This is a genomic window from Clostridium sp. JNZ X4-2 (assembly GCF_054889485.1).
Window position 1 is genome coordinate 669,565 of record NZ_CM142685.1, and the last position, 25,789, is coordinate 695,353.

A 25,789-nucleotide genomic window follows, 5' to 3' on the forward strand; every position below is an offset into this window, starting at 1 on the left:
GGAATCAGAATTTCTATATGTAAAAAAACAGGCGGTTTGTGGGTCCAACCAAGATATTACAGTTATCCGCTAATAAATTTTCTATGTGTTCTTTGAACTTTCCGGTTTGTTTTTGAAAAATGGCTTTTGCACAAAAAGTGAAGAAATTTGTCTGAAATGCATATATTATAATTATAATGGCAGGGGGAAGGTGATGGTATGTATGACCAGCTGGTTGATTTAATCAGCTCCTTAGGGTTTCCCATAGCAGTCAGCATATACTTGCTTTTTAACTTCAATACAAAACTTGATACTCTCATAAAGTCTGTGCAGGAAGTTGAAAAAAGTATATCAGCCGTTATAAAACACTGTAAGAAGAAATAGATGAAAGTTTTCCTGGATTGGGGGGCATTTTCTCCAAATTCGGGAAAACCTTTATATTTCTGTAGAATTAGAAACCAGATAAATATTTTATGACTGCAGTGGGGGATCTAACGTGAATGGACCCTTGCGTATCTAATAGACAACATCTTTCTTTTGAATTTTCAGTGGGATTTGCGTATTTTTGTAGAAATTATTATAATTATGGAAGATAAATATTAATATTGTAAAACATGAAAAAGGGATATATATTAAAAAAGTCTGAAGAAAGGAAAGTATTTCAAATGGGAAAATTGAAGCATGTCTCTATAATTGCAATTGGTGTGTTTATAGCATCTCAAATCTATTTTAACTGCCTGGTTAAAGATTTTACTATAGCTTTATCGGTAGTTGTATTTTCGGTATTTCTATATACATATACTGAAATAAATCCTATAGTAACAGCCATAATAGCAGGGATATCTTCTACATTATATAAATCAGTAGCATTTTATTTCAGTAATATGGATATTATGAAAACAGTTGAGGCAACAACACCACAAATGGTATTTTTCATAACTTATGGATGTATGGTCTATTTTTTATATTATAGACGAAAGGGAAAAGACCTTTTGAAATTTACCTTTTTGATATTTTTTTGTGATTTTATTTCAAATATGGTGGAAATAACTATTCGGGCTAAAATAGCTGGTGAAACTGGTAATAGTAATATAATCAAAACCCTGTTGGTAGTAGCTTGCGTAAGAACTTTAATTACATTGATTATATTAATAGCAATGAGATGTTATAAATCATTTCTTGTAAGGGAAGAACACGAGGAACGTTATAGAAAATTAATCCTGCTGACATCTTATTTTAAAAGTGAAATTTATTTTATGAACAAAAATGCTTCTGAGGTAGAAGATGTAATGAAAAAATCATTTTCAGCATATGAGATTGTTTCTAAAAATAATTATCCTGAAGAGCTTAAAAATCTTACTCTTGATATTGCCAAGGATGTTCATGAAATAAAGAAAGACTATATGAGAGTTGTGAAAGGACTGGAAAAAGTATCTGATGAAAAAATATCTGATGAATATATGACTATAAAGGATATTATAGATATTTTGAAAATAGATGCTGAAGATTATATAAATACTATGAATTTACATATAGAACTTGACTTTAAACTTGAAAGTAATTTTTATGTTTCCAAACATTTCTATCTGGTGTCAATTATAAGAAACCTTATTTTTAACTCCATAGAAGCTATAAGCAATAGAAAAAGAGGAGCGATTAAATTAAAAATCAAAGAAGTTAAAGATAAATATATTATCACTATATGTGATGATGGTGCAGGTATAAGTGAAAGTAACTTAAATTTTATATTTAATCCCGGTTTTTCTACTAAGTATGATAAAAATACGGGCAACATCTGTAGAGGTATAGGTCTTACTCTGGTAAAAGACTTGGTTAAGGATGTTTTTAAGGGAAGTATATCCGTAGATTCTAAGGAGAATAAGGGTACAACCTTTACGGTAGAAATACCAATAAGTTCATTTGGGAGGTAAATATTGTGCGTTATTATATTATTGATGATGATGTAAATATTGTTAAAATATTATCCAATTTGCTTGAAGAAAATAAGTCTAATGAAGTAATAGGAAGCTCCAATGATGGAGAAACAGCTCTTAATGAAATACTGATTTTGAATCCGGATATTGTATTGATAGATTTACTTTTACCTAAGCTGGACGGCAACAGTTTAGTAAGAAAAGTAAAGTCGTTAAAGTCTAAAATTAGATTTATTATGATTTCCCAAGTATCGGATGTAAAATTAGTGGAAGACTCCTATAATTCGGGAATTGAATTTTTTATCAGCAAACCTATTAATAAAATTGAAGTAGAAAAAGTTACAAGTAAAGTAGCAGAAAAAATTGAAATTGAAAATATGCTTGATGGTATAAAAAAAGTATTTAAGGATGTTAGCCCTCATAAAAAATCACAAGATAATAATATTAAAAAAATAAAGCATATTTTAGGCAAACTAGGTATGCTGGGTAAAAAGGGAACAAATGATATTATTAAAATTTGTATTTATTTATTGAAAACGGGAAAATCATTTGAAGAATGCAATTTTAACCAGATATGCTCTATGCTTGATGATAATCCGAAAACGGTACAGCAGAGACTAAGAAGAACAATCAAAATAGGGCTAAATAATCTTGCATATATAGAAATGGAAGATTACTACAATGAAGTTTTCCATGATTATTCTGTGAGCATGTTTGACTTTGCAAGTGTTAAGGGAGAAATGGATTATATTAAAGGAAATAATAAAACTGGGGGAAAAGTGATAATAAGTAAGTTTTTTGATGGATTATTATTACAGTGTGAGGAATATTAAAAAAGTAAACAGGGCAAATTGATTAATTATGGCAATTTTTAAATTGTGATTTGCATTTCAACTACGGTTAAGATATTTTTAAAATTTAGAATTTTTAAAAGTATCTTTTTTTGCGTGAAGCATTTTGAAGCAATTTGAAGTATCTTGTATTCAGAGCATTATAATCATTATGTAATTACTATTATTAATTTCTAAATATATTGAAATTAACATTTTTATTATATTTTTAGAGGAGGTTGAATATATGGATCTATTAAGCTTTGCTAGAAAAAAGGATGTAGAATCTATTTTAAACAATAATAAAAACAGCTCTTCACAAAGGTCCATGGGTGCATTTGATGTGACATTAATGAGTATTGGAGCAACAATTGGAACTGGAGTAATGGTTTTAACAGGACTTGTGGCAGCAAGAGATGCAGGTCCGGCTGTAGTATTGTCATTTATTTTTTCCGCAATTGCCTGTACCCTTGTGGCTTTATGCTATACTGAATTTGCATCATCAATTCCATCATCTGGCAGTGCATATTCTTATGTTTATGTATCACTGGGTGAATTTATTGCCCATTTAGTGGGGTGGTCACTCTTTATTGGATACACAGTATGTGCATCAACGGTAGCAGGCGGGTGGTCATCATATTTTAACAGTTTGTTAAATGGACTTGGTATTAAACTGCCGTTTGCTTTTATAAATATTCCAAGTCAGGGAGGTTTGGCAAACCTTCCTGCGATTGTTATAGTATTAGCTATTACCTTTCTTTTATCAAGGGGAACCAGTGAAAGTAAAAAGGTAAATAACCTTTTGGTGTTTATAAAGCTGGGTATTATAGTTTTATTTATAGCCGTAGGAGTATTTTTTGTAAAGCCATCAAGGTGGCATCCATTTATGCCCTTTGGTTTTAAGGGTGTATTTGCAGGTGCAGCATCTGTGTTCCTTGCTTATTCAGGTTTTGATGCTGTTTCAACTTCTGCTGAAGAAGTGAAAAACCCCCAGAAAAATCTACCAATAGGCATTATGGCTTCAATGATAGGATGTACAGTTATATATATAGTAGTTAGTTTGGTATTAACAGGAATTGCTGATTATACTAAGCTTAATGTAGGAGATGCCATGGCTTATGCATTAAATCTTATTGGACAAGGTTGGGCAGCTTCCATACTTTCAGTGGGAGCAGTTTTGGGAATTTTAGCAGTTATCATTGCATATATTTATGGAGGATCACACATATTATTTTCAATGAGTCGTGATGGACTGCTGCCAAAAGCATACTCCAGTTTAAATAAGAAAACAAATGTACCTGTGATTTCAACATGGGCAGTAGGGTGTATAAGCGCTTTGTTGGCTGGCGTTGTGGATATAAAACAACTGGCGGATATTTCAAATATGGTTTTCCTGGCAACATTTTCACTTGTAGCATTGTCTGTAATTATATTCAGAAAAACCCATGGAGATATAAAAAGAAATTTTAGGGTGCCGTTGGTACCAATATTACCTTTGATAGCAATATGCTGTTGTTTGTTTCTTATGTTCAGTTTATCAAAAACAACATGGCTGTATTTTGGCATATGGATTATAGTGGGATCAATTGTTTACTTAACATACTCCCATAAAAACAGTTTGATTTGTAATAGAAACAATTATGAAAACGTAGACAAAAGTGCTGGTGCGTGATTTATATTTGGAAGAAGATACTGTAATATAAATGGACCAAAGAGTTTTAATTATCTAGTCATGTTAATATGTGATGAAGGAAGCTGGCACAGGATTTATAGTGTCAGCTTCTTAATATAGTTTTCATATTTCAATGATTAATCCCGATGCCTTTTTTCTGATGGAGAGCTGAATTTTGATTTTGAACTTTCCACTTGAATTTAATATATTTGCTTAAAATATCATATTGATATGTTCCATTACCAGGGAATTTAAAGGTATGTTATAATAGAAACAGGTAAAGTGAATATGGATAGAGATGAAGCCATAGATTACATATAAAATAAATTAGTGTACAAGTAGGTACACTGTATATTATTGAAAGGAAGGGTATTGTGAAAAGCAAAAAAATTTTTAGGCAAACGGGGGAATATGCTCTTTGCATTATTCTGACTATTGGATTTGCACTTGTATTTAGAAGTTATGTTTTTGCCAGGGCAGATGTAATAGGACCTTCCATGCAGCCAACTTTTAATGATAAAGATGTTATATTCATGGAAAAGATAAGTACTGAAACAGGACATATAAATAGAGGAGAAGTTGTTGTTTTTAATTCAAATGATGAAAATGAGGACAACTATATAAAAAGGGTTATAGGAATAGCTGGAGATAAAATTGAGATAAAGTCGGGAATGGTTTATTTAAATGGAAAAGTTCTTACTGAAAATTATCTTCCCAAGGGAGTTGTCACTGAGCCTAATTCCTCTACAGGGGAATATGTTGTACCTGAGGGATATATTTTTGTACTTGGAGATAACAGGGGAAATAGCACCGACAGTAGAATAATCGGACCTGTAAATTTAAGGGATATTAAGGGACATGTGATTTTAAGGGTGTATCCTTTTAAAAATATACACCATTTTAAATAATATAAAAAAATATTGACTTGATTAAACGTTTACTACATAATGAAATTAATAAGAAGGGTAGACTTTCTTCTTATTAATCCTAACTCAGAAGAGTACTTGGAAAAGTATTTTAAAAAATAAAAAGTTAAGTAAAAAAATGATCATGAATAGTTTATTTATAATAATGTTGAAAAAAGAAGGGATAAATAACTTTTGTAAATGCTCTGAAATATACAGGTAAAGTTTTAGAAGTAAGTTATTTATTGAAAGGTAAGCTAGTAATTAAATCTATCCACTAGAAGTGTATATGAAAAATAAATTTTGTAGTGTAACGCTTGTTAGAAGGTAATTGAAAAAAGGTGATAAATATTCAGATAGAATCAGAGTGCTTGGATGAGTTAGGAATTTCTTAACCACCAATTAGTATAATAGCTAATTGGTGGTTTTAACGTTCCTTAAATTCCCCAGATATACAGGAAATTATTTTCTATATATCAGAGGAATTTATATAATAATGTTTCCATATTGCAATGGATTGTAGAAGCAGTTGTATTATATTCAGAAGTAACAATGCTTATTAAAGAATTTAAAACAAATAAATAAGTATTTAGAACAAAGGAGTATGTTAAAATGTTACTACTTAATAAAAGAGACATAAAAAAGGTGTTTAATATGAAAGATGCTGTTGACGCTGCAAAAGAGGTGAATATTTCGCACCATCGGGTTCATCCGTAAAATTCCGTTTTTCTGTATTTCTTCATAAAAGAAAGTGATATAATAGACATATCAAATTTGAAAGTGGTGTATGTTAATGCTTGCCATAAATGCTCTTGAAATAAGCTCATTTTTCCCTAAAGATTCGTTTATCGTAACTGATATAGAAAACAATGATAATGAAATTCTCATCAAGTTGAAATCCAAAGCTAACAGCTGTGAATGTCCTAGATGTCATACAATATCAAATCATTATCATGGAACGTATATAAGGAAAGTCCAGGATCTTCCTATACTTGGGAAGGGTGTTTTATTGGAGATTACATCTCATGATTATTGCTGCGATAATGAAGACTGTGATGTGGTCACTATCGCTGAGACGTATCATGGATTTCTTAATCCATACAGCCGGAAAACAGAGCGGCTGGAAGATTTTATTTGCACATTAGCACTGGAGACAAGTTGTGAAGGGGCTTCTCGCATATGTAAGTTAATAGGTATTGATATCAGTGGAGATACCATCATTCGTCTTCTAATAAATCGTTATGAGCAGCAGCCTGAATTTGAATACGGATCTGTAATTGGTATAGATGATTTTGCATTCAAGAAGAGACATACATACGGGACAATTATAGTTGACGAAAAAAGTCATCGGCCCATTGACATACTGGATGGTAGGGATGGAAAAAGCTTACGGCAATGGCTGAAAAACAATAAAAAAATTAAGACGATTACAAGGGATAGGGCTAGTGCGTATGCAAAGGTCATCGCCGAAGAACTTCCGGATATAATGCAGGTTGCAGATAGATTTCATTTACATCAAAATCTTCTGGAAGCAATCAAAAAAACCCTTAATCGAGAAGTGCCTGCCACTATTGCCATTCCACATGAAAATGAAACTGTATCCACAGGTTTACGGGAAGAAATTACGGATGACAATAAAAAAAACCATATCTGATGTGGATAACTTTCACTCTTTTCATAACAAACGTTATCAACTTATTCTTCAGATACAAAAATTCAGTCAGGAAGGTTGTAGTGGCCGTGAAATAGCACGGCGATTAGGTATTGGCAGAAATACAGTAAGTAAATATAGAACTGGAGATCCTAAGCTGCTTTATCAATATGGAATCCGCCAAAGCAAGTTAGATGTTTATCGTGACTATATTGTACAATGTCTTAATAATGGTTATAGCAAGAGTAAAACTATAAAATCAATATATGAACAAGGTTATGATGGTGGTATGACAAATGCATTTGATTATCTTAAAAAAATGGAACAGGAATCCGGTAAAAACTTTGAGCCACAACCATATGTGAGAACAAAGACGGAAGCTCTAAAATATAAAACAGGTTCTAATTTGGTAAATACATTTTCATGAGCAATTTTAAGCGGAGAGGACTTCCAGATTCCAAACAGAACAAAAGCTACTTGAAATATTATAATTATAAAAGGCTGTATCGAAACCTTGGTTATGAGACTCCAGCTTGAAATATATAAAATTAATTTACAGAGGTGAGATCAATGAATATACCTTTTTTAACAACTTATATAGGTTCAAGTTGTGAAGATGGAAATCAAAATGAATATGGTTCCATAGTTGAGAAGATTAATATAAAAGATGGTGATAATCCATTTGTAGTTTATCTAATATTTAACATTAATGATAACAATATATATTTTGATGTTAAAGAGCCATATACTGAAGAATCATGTTATAAATATTATTACTTCGGAAATAATTCCTCAGCGGCTGCACAATTTTATATGACTAGGAATACAGAAAGTTTACATTATCTTTTGGGAAGTAGTTTTAGTGATTTATATGGCTGTCTTAATAGATATGATATGGGAAAATGTGAACTAGCTGAATTATTAAAACTTCTTGAGAAAAGAAATTTGATTAAAATTGAAAATAAAAAGGGCCAGGGGAGTGTAAACTTAAATAAGATTAAAGGGTATGAGGACAAAGATATTGTCTTAGAACATAAAAATTTATTTGTTGATAAAAAAAAGATAAGCTTTGATAATTTTGTCAGACAATTTATAGATAATAATAATAGAAGAAATAAATTTGTCATGATTGTTCCTACTATTGTTAAAGGTAAAAATGAAATAATTATTTCACAGCATAAAGATTATTTAAGACTTGTTAAAATTGCCTTAAATCTTGAAGATTATGACACAAAGAAAAAAAATAGTAAAAATAGAATCTGCTATATTTGCGGTAAAAATGGAACAGACGTAAATTCTGGATATTTAGGAAAGCTTAAAAGAGTAAACATAAATAAAGTATTTACTATAACTACTAAAAACTATTCTCAGATAAATAAAAATTTTAGCTATGATGATAATTATTCACTTTGTCAGAATTGTTATAGAAAATTGATGTCTGGTGCCCATATTATAAAGCAAAATTTTGTTGGAAAGCTTGCAGGTGAATTTGCATTTATTTTGCCAGAGGGGATAGTTAGTAATTTTGATTATGAAAAGATTTACAAGCTAAAAAATAAGGTGGATTTACTGTTTAACAGTACAGAAACTAATGATTTCATTAAAACTACTAAGGATTCAAGTGTATTTGATGATGTTAAATTTTATAGCGTTAATTTTATAATATATAGAACAGATGGGAAGTCAATTGATGTAATTGAAACTATAGAAGATGTACCAACACTCAGAATCGAAAAGATAATTCGAGCTTTAAGCAATAATTCACTCAGATATGGAGAAAAAACTAATATTATGCATATAAGTGATGTATATAGAATAATTCCTGTACGTGAAGATAAAAAGCATAATCAGATAAATATTGGACGAGTTTTGGACTTGTATAAATCAATCTTGTGCGGTGAGATAATAGACAGCGAAAATATATATTCATATGCAAATGAAGCTATGGAAAAGGGCTGTAAGCAGCTAGATAAGAAATTAATGGATAATTATAGGAATATGAAATTACAGTATTATAAACGAATTGATTCAAAAGATTATTTTATTCAAAATATCACTATGAAGTATATTGCATTTTTTAAATCATTACAGGAATTGAAATTATTAAATAGAGAAGTTTTTAACGGAGAGGAGAGGGATGAAATGGGTACTATAAATACCATGTCAGATGATGTTAATAAATCGATAAATGAAATTGAAGAATTCTTGTCTTCACAAAAGTTTTCAAATGAGGCGAAAGCATTATTTTATTTAGGTATATTGATTAATAAAATAGCCTATGAGCAGTGGAAACGTGAGCATAAGACCAAACCCATACTTAAGAAAATACAATTTCAGGGCATGAAGTGCTCAGAAATTTATAGATTATATAATGATGTTATTGAAAGATTAAACCAGTATAATGCATTAGACATATTTAATGAAGCGTATATGAATAGATTTCATTTATATTCCGGGGTGTTGGATGAAAAAAATTGGGCATTGAGCGATCAGGCCAATGTGTTTTATATTATGGCGGGATATTCTTATATGGTAGGCAATACAAAAAAACAAAATAAAGAATTAAAGAATAATGAAAGCGGGGAGAATTGATTATGATTATTAGTAGTAACAGTGATTTTTTATTTGGATTTGAGGGAATATTTTCCAACTGTAACGGAGATCCTGATCAAGAAAATAAGCCCAGGATGGATTATGAAACAAATACTTTACTTGTGAGTGATGCAAGAAGGAAAAGAGACATTAGAGATTTTCTTAAAAATAAAGGGTTCTCTATATTTATTGATATGATCGATAATAAGAAGGTTGATATGGATAAAATGTTTGGGTATATTAGAGATAAATGGTTCAATGATGATGATAAAATTCGAAGACTCTTCAGGGAAGATGATGAAGTAAAGAAAGCGTGGGATGCTTTAGGGTATCCTGATAAGGATTTTAAAGAAAGTTATAAAAAAGCAGTGAATGATAAAAAGAAAGAATTGTTAGAATTTAATAATATTTTTTTAACAGAGATAGTCAAAAGAGAATTGATTGATATAAGACTTTTTGGAAGTGCTATGGCAGTTAAAAATGTAAATAAGACATACACAGGACCTATTCAGATGAATTGGGGATACTCGCTTCATCCCGTGGAACTTGTTAAATCTAATAGTATAACTTCAATAATGAATAATGATAATTCTACATTTGGAAATAAATATAAGATATATTATGCCCTTGTAGCTCATTATGGTACAGTAAATAAATACAGTGCAAAGAAGACAGGTATGACAGTTGAAGATCTGGACATATTCAGAAAAGCAATTGTTCAGAGCATCATGGCCAATAAAACGGATAGTAAACAGGGTCAATTTCCATTATTTTATTTTGAAGTAGTATACAAACCTGAATTTGATGGGTATCTTGGAGATTTAAGAAGGTTTATAAAGACAACTTATGATGAAAAAAATAGGCCTATAAGATCATTGAATGATTTAAAAGTAGATTTTGGTGGGCTTTCCAATGTAATTGATCTTTTAAAAAGCAGGGGATATGTAGAGAATGTGGTAGGTTGGATTAACCCAATTGCAGATAAAAGTAATTTTATAAATGTTCCCAAATTTGAAGATGTAGATTTATTATCCCCTATAAAGAACGTGGGTGAGTGATGTTATGAAAATATTTTCTTTTTACTTAAAGGGAAAAATGGCTCATTTCAGAAAATATTATTCAAATTCAACTGCTTTATCCTACTGTATACCTCCGAGAACAACTGTAACAGGAATTATAGCAGGTTTGCTTGGCTATGAAAGGGATACTTATTATCAGGATTTTTCTTTAGATAAATGTGATATTGCAATTGCTATCTGCAGCCCGTTGAAAAAAGTTATGCAGAAATTAAATTATCTTATGATTAAAGGAAAAAACGATTTTAATGGAAGTCAAGAGAATCACAGTCAGACAAATCTTGAGTTTATTGTACCTCAAAATATAAGAGATAATTGCTTATGCTATCAAATATGGGTTCATCATAAAGATGATTTCATAATGAAAAAAATAGTAGACATATGCAGATGCAATGAGCCTATATATTTGAGCAAGGGAATATCCTTGGGATTGGGAACTGCTTTTAATCTTGGATGGATAGAGCCCTGCGGCATTTTTGAGGGGGAGCAGCATGGAGAAGGAATAGAAATGATGAATTCAATTATTCCGATGAATAGAAAACTGGAGTTAATAATTGATGATGAAATAGATGAGCCATTGCAGCTGATTAAGGAAAAAATTCCTGCTGAATTTGATAATAACAGGGAGATAACTCAAAATGGGTTGAACGATGTTTTAGTAAATTTAAATGGTACAGCTGTGAAAGTAAAAATAAACCAGTCTATAGAATTAAACAATGGTACTTCAATTGTATGGATAAATTGATTGGAAGTGATAAAGTGGAATACTATGCTCATTATGATAAAAATAAAGATACAAAACAGTTATTAAATGAACATTTGAAATCTGTTGCTGAATTATCGAAATATCAGATACCTCCAACAGTAAATTTTGATGTCATTTCCAATAGCAAAATGAAAAATCTGTGCTATTGGATAGGATATTTGCATGATATGGGAAAGTATACAAACTATTTTCAGGATTATCTTGTTAAGGGTGAAGATTCCAGGTTTAGGAGTCATGCACCTGTTTCCGCCTGTATAATTTATCTTTTTTTAAAAGATAAAGTTTTAGGTAGCAATAATAATTCAACTGAGGAAGAAATTTTAAAATTTTTATGCTATGTTGTGGTCAGACTTCATCATGAAGCTTTAAAAGTTGACAATAGTTTATTTAGCATCAGTCGTGAAAATAGTGTATGGGATAATTTACTGACTGAAAGAGATAATTTGTTTAAAAATAAAATTCAAATATTAAAAGATAGTAATTTGGAGAACGAAATAAAAGATAAACATTTTGAAATTGAAAAATTAAAGAAAGACAGACTGTTTACCAGAATACCTACTCTTGTAAATCAAGGAAGATTTGAGAAGGATTATTTGTTCTTCTTTATAATATATATTTTTTCCGTATTGATTGATAATGACAAAATAAATTCCTCGCAGATTAATATTGATAAAGTTAAGAGGGTTTCTCCTGACAAAGTTGAAAAATATATAAATTCAAAGCCTGCTAATAGAGGTAAAATTGATTTAAATGATAAAAGAAACAAATCAAGAAAAACAATGATTAATGTAATAAATAATCTTTCAGATACTCAAATAGTCAATACAGGATTTTTCTTTATTACTGCACCAACTGGAATAGGTAAAACCTTGTCATCACTTGAATGTGCGCTTATGCTTCAGAAAAGAATAAGTAAGATTATGAATTATAATCCAAGAATTATATCTGCAATTCCATTTATAAATATTATTGAGCAAAATAAAATAGAATATGAGAATGTTTTTAATGATGAACTTAAACTGATTATTCATCATAGACTTTCAGATTTTTCAAATATCAAAAGTGTAAATAATAAAAATATGTCCCTTGATAAAGCATTGCTTGATGTAGAAGCATGGGATGGAGATGTCATACTTACAACATTTGTACAATTTTTTCAATCCATATTTACAGGTAAAAATAGACCGCTTAAAAAGTTAAATAAAATGTCGGGAAGCATTATAATACTTGATGAAATTCAGGCAGTTCCGGAAAAATATATGCCGCTGATTGGGGCGGTTCTTAAAAAGATGAATCAATATTATGGTACAAAATTCATATTGATGACTGCAACTCAGCCTAAGATTCTCGAATTCAGCAAATTAATTTTAAAGGATGAATTTAAAATTGACAATTCAATTCAATTACTCCATGACTATAAGAATTATTTCCAGAATTTGCATAGAACTAAACTTATTCCTTTATTGGATAAAAAATTGACTAATGATGAATTTGTATCTTTGATGTTTCAAAAATGGGACAATGAAAAATCAGTTTTGATTGTTGTAAATACAATAAAAAGAAGTATAGAAGTATATAATGAATTGAAAGAAAAAATTAAGTATCTTGGAGTAAACACAGAAGTATATTATTTGTCCACCAATATTATTCCACAACAAAGAAAAAAAGTTATTGGTTTACTAAAGGAAAAATTAAAAAGTAAAGTTCCTCTTATTTTGGTATCAACACAAACTATAGAAGCAGGTGTCAATTTGGATTTTGATATGGGGTTTAGAGATTTTGCCCCCATATGTTCAATAATACAAACCGCAGGCAGAATAAATAGGGAAAATGAAAAAACAGAATATTGCCCTTTATATATTGTACAGCTTGAGAATGATAATGACTATGTATACCAATTAATGAATTTGAAATTGACAAAAGGTATTTTAAAAAAATATCCTGAAATTCATGAAGATAAGTATGGTGAATTAACAGAAGAATATTATAATATGGAATTAGACGAGGATGGATTTTATAAGGAATCAAAGACTATATGGAATGAAGGAATATTGAGATTAAATTTTGATGTTATTGAAGAATTTAGGCTGATAGATAAACTAGAAGATGTAGTGGATGTATTCGTTGAAAATGATGCAAAAGCTTCTGAAATTGCAGATGCTTATGAGGCAGTTTTAAAGTCTGGTGACAAAATTGATTATGATTTAAGAATTATTGATATAGATGAAAATTTAGCTATTAGATACAGAAAGCATATAAGTTTTTATGAAAAAAAAGCGCTTCTTAAATTGATTAACGGTAAATTGAGCGATTATATTATACAGGTTAGATTAACAAGAATTAAGGATAATAGACCTATTGAATTTAAGGCAAGAGGTGGAGCTGAATCCAATTTATTTTGGATTTCTAGAGATCAAATTGATCAATATTATGATAAAGATACAGGATATAAAAGTGAAAATAATGATGCATATATTTTTTAAAAGAGGTGTTTTTGTATGGTCAATGGAACCATGCTTTGGTACTACAATGTGTGCAAGCGGGAGGTCTGGCTTATGTCAAGGGCCATAGTGCCTGATCAGCAGAATGAAAATATAGACATAGGCCGTTTTATACATGAACGTACATATAAGAGAAACAGCAAGGAAATCAGCTTCGGAAATGTTAAATTCGACGTGCTTTTCAGATCCAAAAATCAGATAACAATTGGGGAGACAAAGAAAACTTCTAAATATGCTGAGGCCTCAAAATGGCAGCTTATGTATTATCTAAATCAGTTAAAAGAAGCCGGAATAGAAGCAAAGGGGGTTTTGCTGTATCCGGAGGAGAAAAAGAGGACAGAAGTGAACCTGACTGATGAATCCCGGGAATGTCTTCAAAAAATGTGTCTGGATATAGAAAGAATATGTGCACTTAAACGTCCTCCTTCTGCTGGGAAGATAAGGTTTTGCAGGAATTGTGCTTATAGGGAATATTGTTATTCATAGGAGGCAGAGATGAAAAAGGATATTTACATTTTTAATGATGGGGATTTGAAGAGAAAAGACAATACCGTGTATTTTGAAACTGGCGGCAGAAAAAAATATTTGCCCGTGGAGGAGCTAAATAATATTTGGGTATTTGGTGAAATCAATTTAAATAAGAAATTTCTTGATTTTGTATCCCAAAAAGAAATATGTATACATTTTTTTAATTATTATGGATATTATACTGGAACTTTCTACCCAAGGGAGCATTTAAACTCCGGATATGTCATATTGAAGCAGGCTGAAAATTATCTTGATTATGAAAAGAGGCTTAAAATAGCCAGGATGATAATAGAGACTGCAGTGGAAAACATAATTGTGATTTTGAAATATTATAACAGCAGGGGTGTGGATGTAGAATCAGAACTTAAAGATATAGCAGAAAAGAAAAAATTTATGGAAAATTGCCGGACCATAGAAGAACTCATGGCAGTTGAGGGCAATATTAGGCAGGAATATTATGGATGTTTTTCAAAGATAATAAAGAATTCGGAATTTGCTTTTAAAGTTAGAAGCAAGCGTCCTCCAAGGGACAAGATAAATGCACTTATCAGCTTTGGAAACTCCATGATGTATACTACTGTTTTAGGAGGAATATACCAAACCCAGCTGGATCCAAGGATAGGATACCTTCACTCCACAAATATGAGGCGTTTTTCACTTAATCTTGATATAGCTGAAATATTCAAGCCCATAATAGTGGACAGAACTATCTTCACCATTCTCAACAGGAATGAGCTGACGGAAAAAGATTTTGAATCTGATTTTAATGGTATAATGTTGAATGATAAAGGAAGAAAAAAGTTTATAGAGGAGTACAACAATAAACTTTTAACCACAATAAAGCACCCTAAAATAGGAACTGCTGTCAGCTACAAACGTATAATAAGGCTTGAATTGTATAAGCTTCAAAAATATATAACTGAGGATGAACCATATAATGGCTTTGTTGCGAGGTGGTAATTGGTGTTTGTAATACTTGTCTATGATTTTGGAGAAAAGCGCGTAGGCCGCGCTCTTAAAATATGCAGAAAGTATTTAACCTGGGTTCAAAATTCAGTTTTTGAAGGAGATATAAGCATGGCTAATTTAAAGAAATTAAAGTGCCAGCTTTCTGACATCATGGTAAGCAGTGAGGATTCGGTGATAATATATACTTTTAAAAGCACTAAATATTCCAATAGAGAGGTTCTTGGAGTGTCGAAAAATCAACAGGATATATTTTTATAAAATGGCCTGCTTAATTTTCAAAAACATTTTAGGATTATCTTAAGTTTTATGTCGTCGACCCTGAATAGAGTAAAAATTACCGTGGGTCGACAATTTTTATGTTTCCAGTTAATTTGCGGGTTAAGATTGATTTTTGAAACTATTGTAGAAATTTTCTTGGATATTGCAATTTTGAATAAGCTGATGTATGCTTTATTTGATGGGATTTTAGATTACCTATGAGGAATTGAAATGTTTGTACTATAGTTGGCGCCGTATGTACTGTACTTGATTTTAGATTACCTATGAGGAATTGAAATCTATAATTGTTTTGAATTGTATTCCTTGAAATAGTAGATTTTAGATTACCTATGAGGAATTGAAATAGCATTTCAATGTTGTCCTGTGATGTCCTTGGACTGGATTTTAGATTACCTATGAGGAATTGAAATTTTGTGCGGCTGTTCCATCTTGTTTTTTAGAAAAATCAGATTTTAGATTACCTATGAGGAATTGAAATTATTCAAAGGGTATTTTTCTTACACGTCTCCATATGCGATTTTAGATTACCTATGAGGAATTGAAATTTAAAGTTGTAGTTTACTTTAGATCTAATTAAATATAGATTTTAGATTACCTATGAGGAATTGAAATAATCTACATAACATTCAGATATTTTATTCCATCCAGCGATTTTAGATTACCTATGAGGAATTGAAATTGGATATAAGAAAACATATCGGCGATAGAATATATGGATTTTAGATTACCTATGAGGAATTGAAATTTAAGGTAGTCTCTAGTGAGATAAAAAGCTTTATCCGATTTTAGATTACCTATGAGGAATTGAAATCTGGTAAAGTGTGTATAGTCAACTTCTATTAGTATGATTTTAGATTACCTATGAGGAATTGAAATTACAATTTTCTTTTCCATCTATGGTGCCATCTTCAAGATTTTAGATTACCTATGAGGAATTGAAATTATCCTGTGTTGGCTTATAATCTAACTTTTCATTCAGATTTTAGATTACCTATGAGGAATTGAAATAATAATTTGTGCCAATCAAAATGTTCCGCTATATCTGATTTTAGATTACCTATGAGGAATTGAAATCAGTAGGAACCGGAGATAAGTTATGCTCTATTGCGGATTTTAGATTACCTATGAGGAATTGAAATTCGGCGGTGGAGCACAAATAAAAATATGTTGGTGAAGATTTTAGATTACCTATGAGGAATTGAAATTTCACCTCAACCGTTCTATTGTCAAAATCGAAATCATTGATTTTAGATTACCTATGAGGAATTGAAATTAACTATATAAATGCTAATGATAACTCCTCTACAGCGGATTTTAGATTACCTATGAGGAATTGAAATTTTTAGCTCTTGTATGCCAGAGACAGACGAAGATTTGATTTTAGATTACCTATGAGGAATTGAAATGTTGACAGTGAATTTAGATGCGTTGATTTATTGATGGATTTTAGATTACCTATGAGGAATTGAAATCTGTTAGAATCCCATGTAGCATATACACCTTGTATTGATTTTAGATTACCTATGAGGAATTGAAATTGATTTTGGGCATGGAACAGGAGAGGATCGTGGTGGATTTTAGATTACCTATGAGGAATTGAAATAAAAATGTTTTGAGGATATTGATATATAAGGAAGGAGGATTTTAGATTACCTATGAGGAATTGAAATCCAGATAGTTGTTATGACTACAGATATGAAGCCCCGGATTTTAGATTACCTATGAGGAATTGAAATCAGATATAGCAACAAAATATCCTAATCCACAAGATGGGATTTTAGATTACCTATGAGGAATTGAAATCCGCTATCTTGCAAGCTACCCACCAATATGCTCGAAAGATTTTAGATTACCTATGAGGAATTGAAATCCATCAAATCGTATAATTAATTGTGCTCCACCCTTGGCAGATTTTAGATTACCTATGAGGAATTGAAATTAGCACTTTTAGGACAAGTTGTATATAGTTATTATTGATTTTAGATTACCTATGAGGAATTGAAATAAAATATTGAAACTGGAGAAGTAATTAAGCAAGGCGGGATTTTAGATTACCTATGAGGAATTGAAATTATAACCGATCTCCAAGAACTCTTCCAATGTCATTATGATTTTAGATTACCTATGAGGAATTGAAATCTTTGAAATTAGAAACACTGTCAAATCTCTTGAGAGATTTTAGATTACCTATGAGGAATTGAAATCTATAAATGATTACTTTGGAAGCGGAACTAAAGTAGATTTTAGATTACCTATGAGGAATTGAAATACGATCCTATAAAGGGTATAACTGCTCTTGGTAGAGTGATTTTAGATTACCTATGAGGAATTGAAATAATCCTGATGATTTTGCACCTTCTGGTTATGGATTAGGATTTTAGATTACCTATGAGGAATTGAAATCATAGATGGTGTGAACAAGGAAAGAGAAAACCACTCTAGATTTTAGATTACCTATGAGGAATTGAAATATGCTATAAGCTTTAAATATTCATTAGGACATTCTTCGATTTTAGATTACCTATGAGGAATTGAAACTCAAGAATGAGTTTGCAAGGGGCCAAAGCATTTTGAATTTTAGAATACCTATAAGAAATTAAAATGTTCTCTTTATTTTGCAATAAAAAGTCCTGATTGAGATGAGATAAATAGAAAAGTAACGACATGAGATGTATTTAAATTGTATTACTTTGTGGTATTCCCTTTTTTCTTCATAAGTGCCGAACGCTTATTTCTATAGTTAGTTGATAAATAAAGGATAACTTAAAATTATTGAGTTAGAAGATATAATATTTGATATTGCCACTAAAAGAATATGAAAAGAGAAAAACTGAATATAATCTATTACTTGAAAAGGAGCAGAAATGTATAGCTGCATTATATGGGGGGATGGAAGGTTGAAAATTAAAGCATGAATTACTACTAGAATAAAAGTGTATGACAAACAAGCCATCCTCTGATGACTTTTTAAAAACTAAATATTTAGCAAGTTAAGGTTAGGTAGCTGACTTGATTTTATAACCTTGGAACTGTGCCATTAAAATAGCCTGCTCTACTGTGATTTCACGTTCAACAGGGATAATGTCTGACTTTCTATAAAGTTCATTATTATAAGTTTCTTTATTTTTTAACATATTGTATAATGCTGTTAGAAGCATTCTTGCTATTGCAATGATTGACTTCTTATGACCGCGACGTTTCTTTATGCGGAGATAGCGATTGCGGATTTCAGGATGCTTTTCACTTTTTACCACAGAATTAGCACATTGTACTAAAAGTGGTTTGATATAGCATCCGGCTTTGGAAACCCGGACAGATTTTTTCTTCCCTGCACTTTCATTGTTGGTAGGTGTAAGACCCGCCCATGAACATAAGTGTTTCGCCGAAGGAAAAGCCTCCATATTTACTCCAATCTCTGAAATAACAGTGATTGCAGAGAAAGGATTCTTAAATGATGGAGCGGTTAGAATTAGGTCGAGTTCTTGCTGATAGGGACTGGCGAGCGCAAGAATCAGTTTTTCTAACTCTGCTTTCCGGGATTCCAAATTTTCCAAATGACTTTTGATAATTTTTAATTTACCAGCCTGTTGGGGTGTAATATAACCATCAACGGCGAGCTCTAATTCTGGAATTTTATTTTTCATAGAGCCATGAATTAAAGGTTCAATGTCAAAAGAAGTATTTGAAGGATTTTCAAGGATCTTATCTAAAATTCTTATAGAACTTTTACCAAAAGTGTCTGAAACAACATTTCCTAATTGAATATTAGAAACTGTAAGGCAATTTTGGAGACGGTTCTTTTCACTTGACATAAAGCAGGTTAGTTTGTAACGATAGCGCATAAGGTCACGCAGCTGACGGATATCAGCAGGGGGCATAAAGCTACCGGCAACAAGATCATGCTTAAACAGGTCAGCAATCCATTTCGCATCTTTCTTGTCAGTTTTTTTACCACGAATAGCCTTAACGTATTTAGGATGTGCGAGTACAATAGAACAGCCTTTTTCCAAGACGTTGTACACGGGAATCCAGTATTTACCTGTAGATTCCATACATACATCCTTACAATTATTATCAAGCAGCCATTGTAACAGCTCTTTCAAACCACTCGTGTAGGTAGAAAAGCGATGGCTCCTGTAGGTAGTAATACCTTGCTTGTTAGTGGAAGCAATACATGCAACCACAAAAGTTTTGTGGACATCAATTCCACAACAGATTTTATACACGATTTTTAAAGCCATAGGGACTCCTCTCTGAACTAAGAAGTTCTAAAAAATTATAGGGAAAAGTGCATTGACTGACAGCCTGGCATTTAAACGAGATTGTTTAAACAAAGATAAGGTTACGTACTCAAAGGTACACTTATTTGTGCTTGAAGAGGCCGTCTACACATATATAAATACGGTTATCTGACAAGTCAGACAGCCCACTCACCCCCCCGTGATTTGTAGTATACCAAAATCCCTATGGTTTAATAATAAAACAAAAACTCGCTTGAAGCCAAGTATTTTCATTACGTTTTGTGCCTTGAGCGAAGCGAAAGGAATGAGTATATAAATGAATAGACAAGATTTAATAAAAAATGCTGGAGATTTTGTGGAGAATTCCGAAGACAATTATATAACAGAGGAAACAGCTATTTCAGAAAATATTATAGGAATGAAGATTTTTGAAAAACCAATTTTAGCATTTGGAAATGCAGATGACAAGTATTTTTCATTATTGAAACAACCATCAGCTATTGGAAAGCATTTTTTGTCTCCAAAAGAATGGCTTTCATCATGCAGAACTGTTATATCATTTTTTTTGCCCTTTAGTAAAGCTGTTAGGCAGGGAAATGGGGAGAATATGTCATGGCCTTCCGCAGGATGGCTGCATGGGCGTATTGAAGGTCAGAAGTTAGTGAATAAACTTTGTATGCATTTAAAGTCACAACTGGTGAATGAAGGATACAATAGTGTTGTACCTTCTTTAGATAAAAGATTCTGGGCGGTAACATCTGGCAGTAACTCTCACCCGGGACTATCATTTACAAGTAATTGGTCTGAAAGACATGCAGCTTTTGTATGTGGAATGGGTACGTTTGGACTTTCTAAGGGACTTATAACACAAAAGGGTATGGCCGGAAGATTTGGAAGTATTCTCACAGAATTATATTTGCCAGCTGATATTAGAGAATACAAAGATATATATGAATACTGCTTAATGTGCGGTAAATGTATAAAAAATTGTCCAGTTAATGCAATATCCATAAAAAACGGGAAAAACCATAATATATGTTCTGAATTCTTGAATGAGACAGCTGAAAAATACAGACCTAGATATGGTTGTGGGAAATGTCAGATAAATGTACCCTGTGAACATAGAATACCTGATAAGTTAAAAATTCTATAGGAGGATTCATGTGAATATAAACTTTAAATTTAGTAAATTTATTTGTGCAATAATTACATTAATTGCAACACCAATTCATGAACTTGGACATTTGGTAGGATACCAGCTAAGTGGAATACCTGCAAAATTTAATTTTATTTATACAGAATCCATAAATGGTTCAGAAAGTTTATTGGGATGCCTTGGAGGGCCTGTAATTAGTTTATTATTAGCATTAGCTGGGTGCATTATAATTTACATTTTTAAAAATAAAAGAAATGCATATGTTTGGATGTACTTTACTATAACAATGTGTTTCACAAGATTGTTACCTTATTTACTATTAATATTTATTAACAACAAGGAAACGTTTGCTATTAATGATGAAGGTCTTGTTGCAAAGTTTTTAAATGTTCCTGTATGGGGGGTATATGTTTTTTTATTACTGTATTTATTTGTATACTGTTGTTCTTAAAATCAATACATAGGGATTATTTTTTTAAATGCTTTAAATATGCTTTTATATTTTATTTCTTAATAATGATAACATTTCAGATCAAGATTTATTAGAATTAAACTTGAATTTATTTGATGGTATCAGTTTCAGCAATGAAAGTTAATAAGTACAATAGCGGTTGCTTTGTGTTATACGTTACAAAATGGTTGCAGCACATTTCTTTTACAGGTGCATCAATAATATGTTTCTTAATATAAGCTGCAGGGGCCAGGGAAAATGGCAGAGAAATTGTAATAAATCATCTAAAAAATAGAGCCTGGCCTTTGCTTATAATTAAGCTGTAATACCTTTCAGCCCAAACTTAGGTTTCATAAAAGGTATTTTTGTTTTTTGATAAACATTTATATCTCCAGTAACTTTTAAATTCTTTAAGACAAACAATTTGACACCCTGGTATTCGTAAACATCATATAGTTCTTTGTCTGACACTTCCGTTTCAAATAAAACCTTGATTTTAAGAGTTTTGACATTGTTATGGATATTTCCACAGTCACAATCTATTGACGTATTTTTAACACATGCTACAAAACATAAATTTTTGCCTTGAACATAATTCAAAGATTTGTTGTCAATTTTTATCATGATTTATTATCACCCACTTAAATAGTTAATAACTTATTATTTATTTAACAAGCTGAACACTAAAATAGTTATTTCCTATTATATAATACACAATTAATATGTAGATTTTATGAAGATACTTGAGTTTTAGTCTCCAGCTTGTTTCTTTTCTCGGGGATCAAAATGCTATTGAGAGAAGACATTGCTTCTATTTTAATTCAACAGTAAATTTTAATTTATCATTTATTTTATAAAAATCATCTAAAGGGGCAGTACCTATTTTATATTTTTTATTCTCGGAAAGTCCTTTGAAATACATTTCGAAATCATGTTGATTGGAGATGCTTTTCTGAGTGCCAAATCTATTTTCAGGTTCTATGAATTTTCCGTTTTCATCAAATAGTAATAGTCCACCAGCTTGAGTTACAGGAATTTTTCCATGGACAGTGTAAGAAATTTTAAGTGTATCCTTGTCCCATGTCATATTAGTAACTACCAGTTTTCCTAAGCTTCCCTGGGATAATTCAAGTGGCAGCTTGGATATATCATATGTTATTGGATTCATCTTGTAGTTATCATTGTGTTGAAAGGGTATAAATGTTAAATATTTTGTATTACTGTTTATTAAGTTGTTAAAATGTATTTCTCCATCAGTGCTGCTAGAGGAAGCTCCTCTGGCTTTTATTTCATTTCCCTTATCATCTAATAGGAAGTATTGGTATTTTTCAATGGAACCATTGATTTGTATAGATGTGGATATGGGAGAGGTACTTATTTTTTTAATAAATATTTTGTCCTTTCCAAGACTTATGCTTTTGTTTATATTATAAATTTTAGTTTCTTTCTGAATATCCTTTTTGTTAACCTTAAGATTAAACTTCCAGTTGCCTTCTAATTTATCTATAGATTTAACATCCATACTTAAATAAAATATGTTTTTAATATTTTCTCTCATTGTATTTATTTCTAAAACACCATCATATCTTTTGTCATTAATAAACCTGCCTTGTCCTCCATCGCTTCCAATTTTTTTACCATTGATATCAAATTCCATAAAACTCATGATAGAAGTTGTATTTTGATTTTTTAGTACTTCTTCAAATTTTTTATCACTAATAATGGAATATGAAATCCATATTTCATTATTATCACTTACTATTTGATTGATTACAAATTTAATACCTCTGTCATAAGAAGATAAGTTAATGTTGCTGGCATACTTTTCATAATCGGCATAATCCCCCCTGAATACTTCTATGGTTTGGATTATTGAGTTGTGTATATTGGATGCAAATGTTGGCTTTGCTATACTGAAAGAAACTAAACTTATTAATAAAATTGCTGCTGCAATATATTTGCTTTTTATTTTACGTATGTTTAATTTTTTATTAATATTATTTCTAATTCGTTTGGAAGTGGTTTTATCTAATTTAAAATTCCCGATATTATAATCTTCTACTTCTGCATAGTTTAAAAGGCTATAGATAATGTCATTGTCATATTTATTTGTTTTACTCAATTTAATTACCTCCCTACGATTTTTTGCCATTTATTTTTTAGTGCTTTTCTACCTCTGGATAATCTATTGTCAATAGAACTTCTAGGCATATCTAGATGTTTGGCAATATCAACTATATTTTCATTTAAGATATAACGTTTAATAAATATATCTCTATCCATTTCATTCATATTCATTATGATTTTATAAAAAGCAGTCATTTCATCATCTCGAATTATCTTATCCTCTATGCTGCATTCTCTTGTATTTATGTCTTTTCCTAATTCTATGGTTTGTTCATATTTACTAAATTTTCTTAAATAATCAATGGCCTTATATTTAGATACTGCTATGAGCCATCTATTAAATGATGTAATATTAGAATCATATTTGGATATATTTTTCCAGATTCCTATAAAAATGTCACTTACACATTCTTCCACATCTTCTCTGGCAGCAGTACCGCTTAAAGTATCAAGTACAATCTTATAAACTAAATTTAAATATTTAGAATAAATATAATTTAACGCCTCCTGATTTTTACATTTTAATTCATCAATAAAATTATTTTCATCTACCTTCACTTTATCTACCTCCTAAAAAGCCTTTCGTTAAATAAATACGAATATTAAATATATTTCTATCATAAAATAAATATATTTCCAGCTAAGGGGTACAGTCTCCCTTGCTTGGCCGATACTGTAAGAATTAGTTTTTACTAAGCAGCGAATAGGTGTGTTTTATGGAATTATTTTTAGTAATCGGCTTTTAACTTAAAAATACCTCAAATTTTGGCACATATGCCATTTTACTTTACTAGAACGTATGTTCTATAATGATATAAAGTACAGTAAGGGGATGGTTTTATGGATGTATTTGATAAACTTAAAATTCTCACTGATGCGGCAAAATATGATGTGGCATGTACCTCAAGCGGGGTGAACAGAAAGGCTGGGCCTGGCGGCATTGGAAGCTCTGAAGCTTGTGGCATATGCCATAGTTTTTCAGCAGACGGAAGATGTATTTCCCTATTAAAGGTTTTAATGACAAATGTCTGTGATTATGATTGTAAATACTGTGTAAACAGGCATTCAAACGATGTGCAGAGAGCTTCTTTTACACCCCGTGAGCTGGCGGAACTGACCATGAATTTTTATAGGCGCAATTATATTGAAGGCCTTTTTTTAAGCTCTGGTGTGATGAAAAGTCCAGATTACACCTGTGAACAGATGATTGAGGTACTGCAAATTTTAAGGCAGGAATATAAATTTTCAGGATATATTCATGCAAAGGCCATTCCTGGAGCAGACAGTATGCTTATTGATCACCTCGGCATGCTGGCAGACAGAATGAGTGTGAACATCGAACTGCCTTCACAGAACAGTCTGAGGCTTCTGGCACCGGATAAGTCAAAACATTCTATTTTAAAACCCATGGCATATATCAAACACCGTATACAGGAAAATTCCACGGATCTGGTGAAATACAGAAGTACACCTAAATTTGTGCCTGCAGGTCAAAGTACCCAGATGATTGTGGGGGCAACGGGAGACACGGATTTTCAGATTTTGAATTTGACTGAAGGTCTTTACAGAAATTACAGGCTGAAAAGAGTTTTCTTTTCTGCTTATGTCCCGGTTTCCCGAAACTCCCTGCTGCCCCAGGTAAATAGGGAGCCTTTACTTTTAAGGGAACATCGGCTTTACCAGGCAGACTGGCTTATGAGGTATTATGGGTTTAAGGCAGGAGAAATTCTGGATGTGAACCACCAGAGATTTAATCCCTATATAGATCCAAAATGTAATTGGGCATTGAACCACAGGGAATTCTTTCCCATAGATGTGAACTGTGCGTCTTATGGGGATTTATTGAGGGTGCCTGGTATTGGTGTGAGAAGTGCAAAGAGAATTGTAATTGCCCGCCGTAATTTATCATTGAATTTTCACAGCCTTAAAAAGCTGGGTGTTGTGCTTAAGAGAGCCCAGTATTTTGTAGTCTGCAGCGGTAAGGCGGCTGAAAACCTGAATATAAGCAGGGATGCCGTACTCAGAGCTCTCATGTCCAAGGTGGCTGCAGACAGATATTATAGGAATTTTGATTCCAGGTATGACTATGAACAGTTGTCCTTTCTTGATAAGTTGGTATTTGCATAGAAAAG

The 25,789-nt window shown here is 31.4% G+C and carries 21 protein-coding genes and 1 CRISPR repeat array; of the genes, 17 read left to right on the forward strand and 4 right to left on the reverse strand.

From position 1 onward, the window contains the following. Positions 1–198: 198 nt before the first annotated feature. The 14 genes from ACYUJ6_RS03150 (at position 199) to cas2 (ending at position 15,661) form a co-directional block, all read left to right on the forward strand. Positions 199–363 carry a YvrJ family protein gene (locus ACYUJ6_RS03150; protein WP_461844419.1) on the forward strand — a complete coding sequence of 55 codons (165 nt, stop codon included), beginning with the start codon at positions 199–201 and terminating at the stop codon, positions 361–363. Positions 364–644: 281 nt separating this feature from the next. Then, positions 645–1,910, forward strand: coding sequence for a sensor histidine kinase (locus ACYUJ6_RS03155; RefSeq protein ID WP_461844420.1), 1,266 nt, complete (start codon positions 645–647; stop codon positions 1,908–1,910). Positions 1,911–1,915: 5 nt separating this feature from the next. Further along, positions 1,916–2,746, forward strand: coding sequence for a DNA-binding domain-containing protein (locus ACYUJ6_RS03160; protein ID WP_461844421.1), 831 nt, complete (start codon positions 1,916–1,918; stop codon positions 2,744–2,746). Positions 2,747–2,990: 244 nt separating this feature from the next. Beyond that, on the forward strand, positions 2,991–4,415 hold the full coding sequence (locus tag ACYUJ6_RS03165; RefSeq protein ID WP_461844422.1) for an amino acid permease: 1,425 nt from the start codon (positions 2,991–2,993) through the stop codon (positions 4,413–4,415). Positions 4,416–4,789: 374 nt separating this feature from the next. Beyond that, on the forward strand, positions 4,790–5,323 hold the full coding sequence (lepB, locus tag ACYUJ6_RS03170; RefSeq protein ID WP_461844423.1) for a signal peptidase I: 534 nt from the start codon (positions 4,790–4,792) through the stop codon (positions 5,321–5,323). A gap of 790 nt (positions 5,324–6,113) precedes the next feature. Next, complete coding sequence (locus tag ACYUJ6_RS03175) at positions 6,114–6,974, forward strand: transposase (protein WP_461844424.1); 861 nt, start codon at positions 6,114–6,116, stop codon at positions 6,972–6,974. After that, positions 6,949–7,398, forward strand: coding sequence for a hypothetical protein (locus ACYUJ6_RS03180; protein WP_461844425.1), 450 nt, complete (start codon positions 6,949–6,951; stop codon positions 7,396–7,398). Before ACYUJ6_RS03175 ends, ACYUJ6_RS03180 begins: the two co-directional genes overlap by 26 nt. Before the next feature lie 143 nt (positions 7,399–7,541). Continuing rightward, positions 7,542–9,563: a TM1802 family CRISPR-associated protein gene (locus tag ACYUJ6_RS03185; protein ID WP_461844426.1), complete on the forward strand. Its 2,022-nt coding sequence runs from the start codon at positions 7,542–7,544 to the stop codon at positions 9,561–9,563. A 2-nt stretch (positions 9,564–9,565) separates the two neighbouring features. After that, on the forward strand, positions 9,566–10,621 hold the full coding sequence (locus ACYUJ6_RS03190; RefSeq protein WP_461844427.1) for a CRISPR-associated protein: 1,056 nt from the start codon (positions 9,566–9,568) through the stop codon (positions 10,619–10,621). A 4-nt stretch (positions 10,622–10,625) separates the two neighbouring features. Then, a complete protein-coding gene (gene cas5, locus ACYUJ6_RS03195; protein WP_461844428.1) occupies positions 10,626–11,384 on the forward strand; it encodes a CRISPR-associated protein Cas5 in 759 nt (252 codons plus the stop codon). Next, positions 11,372–13,888 carry a CRISPR-associated helicase Cas3' gene (cas3, locus tag ACYUJ6_RS03200; RefSeq protein WP_461844429.1) on the forward strand — a complete coding sequence of 839 codons (2,517 nt, stop codon included), beginning with the start codon at positions 11,372–11,374 and terminating at the stop codon, positions 13,886–13,888. The genes cas5 and cas3 overlap by 13 nt, the downstream gene beginning before the upstream one ends. A gap of 30 nt (positions 13,889–13,918) precedes the next feature. Further along, positions 13,919–14,392 carry a CRISPR-associated protein Cas4 gene (gene cas4 / locus ACYUJ6_RS03205; protein ID WP_461845425.1) on the forward strand — a complete coding sequence of 158 codons (474 nt, stop codon included), beginning with the start codon at positions 13,919–13,921 and terminating at the stop codon, positions 14,390–14,392. A gap of 9 nt (positions 14,393–14,401) precedes the next feature. Further along, on the forward strand, positions 14,402–15,394 hold the full coding sequence (gene cas1b / locus ACYUJ6_RS03210) for a type I-B CRISPR-associated endonuclease Cas1b (protein WP_461844430.1): 993 nt from the start codon (positions 14,402–14,404) through the stop codon (positions 15,392–15,394). 3 nt (positions 15,395–15,397) lie between these two features. Continuing rightward, the gene (gene cas2 / locus ACYUJ6_RS03215; RefSeq protein ID WP_461844431.1) at positions 15,398–15,661 is read left to right on the forward strand and encodes a CRISPR-associated endonuclease Cas2; all 264 of its coding nucleotides are present in this window, start codon (positions 15,398–15,400) and stop codon (positions 15,659–15,661) included. A 203-nt stretch (positions 15,662–15,864) separates the two neighbouring features. Beyond that, positions 15,865–18,285: direct repeats of the CRISPR family, unit length 30 nt; unit sequence GATTTTAGATTACCTATGAGGAATTGAAAT. 393 nt (positions 18,286–18,678) lie between these two features. On the opposite strand, the gene ACYUJ6_RS03220 is transcribed toward cas2, so the two are convergent. Continuing rightward, the gene (locus ACYUJ6_RS03220) at positions 18,679–19,923 is read right to left on the reverse strand and encodes an IS110 family RNA-guided transposase (protein ID WP_461844432.1); all 1,245 of its coding nucleotides are present in this window, start codon (positions 19,921–19,923) and stop codon (positions 18,679–18,681) included. A 316-nt stretch (positions 19,924–20,239) separates the two neighbouring features. Between ACYUJ6_RS03220 and ACYUJ6_RS03225 the strand changes: the two genes are divergently transcribed. Both ACYUJ6_RS03225 and ACYUJ6_RS03230 read left to right on the forward strand, forming a co-directional pair. Further along, on the forward strand, positions 20,240–21,076 hold the full coding sequence (locus ACYUJ6_RS03225; RefSeq protein ID WP_461844433.1) for a 4Fe-4S binding protein: 837 nt from the start codon (positions 20,240–20,242) through the stop codon (positions 21,074–21,076). Positions 21,077–21,086: 10 nt separating this feature from the next. Beyond that, on the forward strand, positions 21,087–21,530 hold the full coding sequence (locus tag ACYUJ6_RS03230; RefSeq protein WP_461844434.1) for a hypothetical protein: 444 nt from the start codon (positions 21,087–21,089) through the stop codon (positions 21,528–21,530). A gap of 315 nt (positions 21,531–21,845) precedes the next feature. On the opposite strand, the gene ACYUJ6_RS03235 is transcribed toward ACYUJ6_RS03230, so the two are convergent. From ACYUJ6_RS03235 to ACYUJ6_RS03245, 3 genes are all read right to left on the reverse strand, one after another. Next, positions 21,846–22,154 carry a hypothetical protein gene (locus tag ACYUJ6_RS03235; protein ID WP_461844435.1) on the reverse strand — a complete coding sequence of 103 codons (309 nt, stop codon included), beginning with the start codon at positions 22,152–22,154 and terminating at the stop codon, positions 21,846–21,848. Positions 22,155–22,341: 187 nt separating this feature from the next. Continuing rightward, positions 22,342–23,652: a DUF4179 domain-containing protein gene (locus ACYUJ6_RS03240; RefSeq protein ID WP_461844436.1), complete on the reverse strand. Its 1,311-nt coding sequence runs from the start codon at positions 23,650–23,652 to the stop codon at positions 22,342–22,344. 5 nt (positions 23,653–23,657) lie between these two features. Beyond that, a complete protein-coding gene (locus ACYUJ6_RS03245; protein WP_461844437.1) occupies positions 23,658–24,215 on the reverse strand; it encodes a sigma-70 family RNA polymerase sigma factor in 558 nt (185 codons plus the stop codon). 282 nt (positions 24,216–24,497) lie between these two features. Here ACYUJ6_RS03245 and ACYUJ6_RS03250 point away from each other — a divergent pair, with 282 nt between their 5' ends. Next, positions 24,498–25,784 carry a putative DNA modification/repair radical SAM protein gene (locus tag ACYUJ6_RS03250; RefSeq protein ID WP_461844438.1) on the forward strand — a complete coding sequence of 429 codons (1,287 nt, stop codon included), beginning with the start codon at positions 24,498–24,500 and terminating at the stop codon, positions 25,782–25,784. Positions 25,785–25,789: the final 5 nt, after the last annotated feature.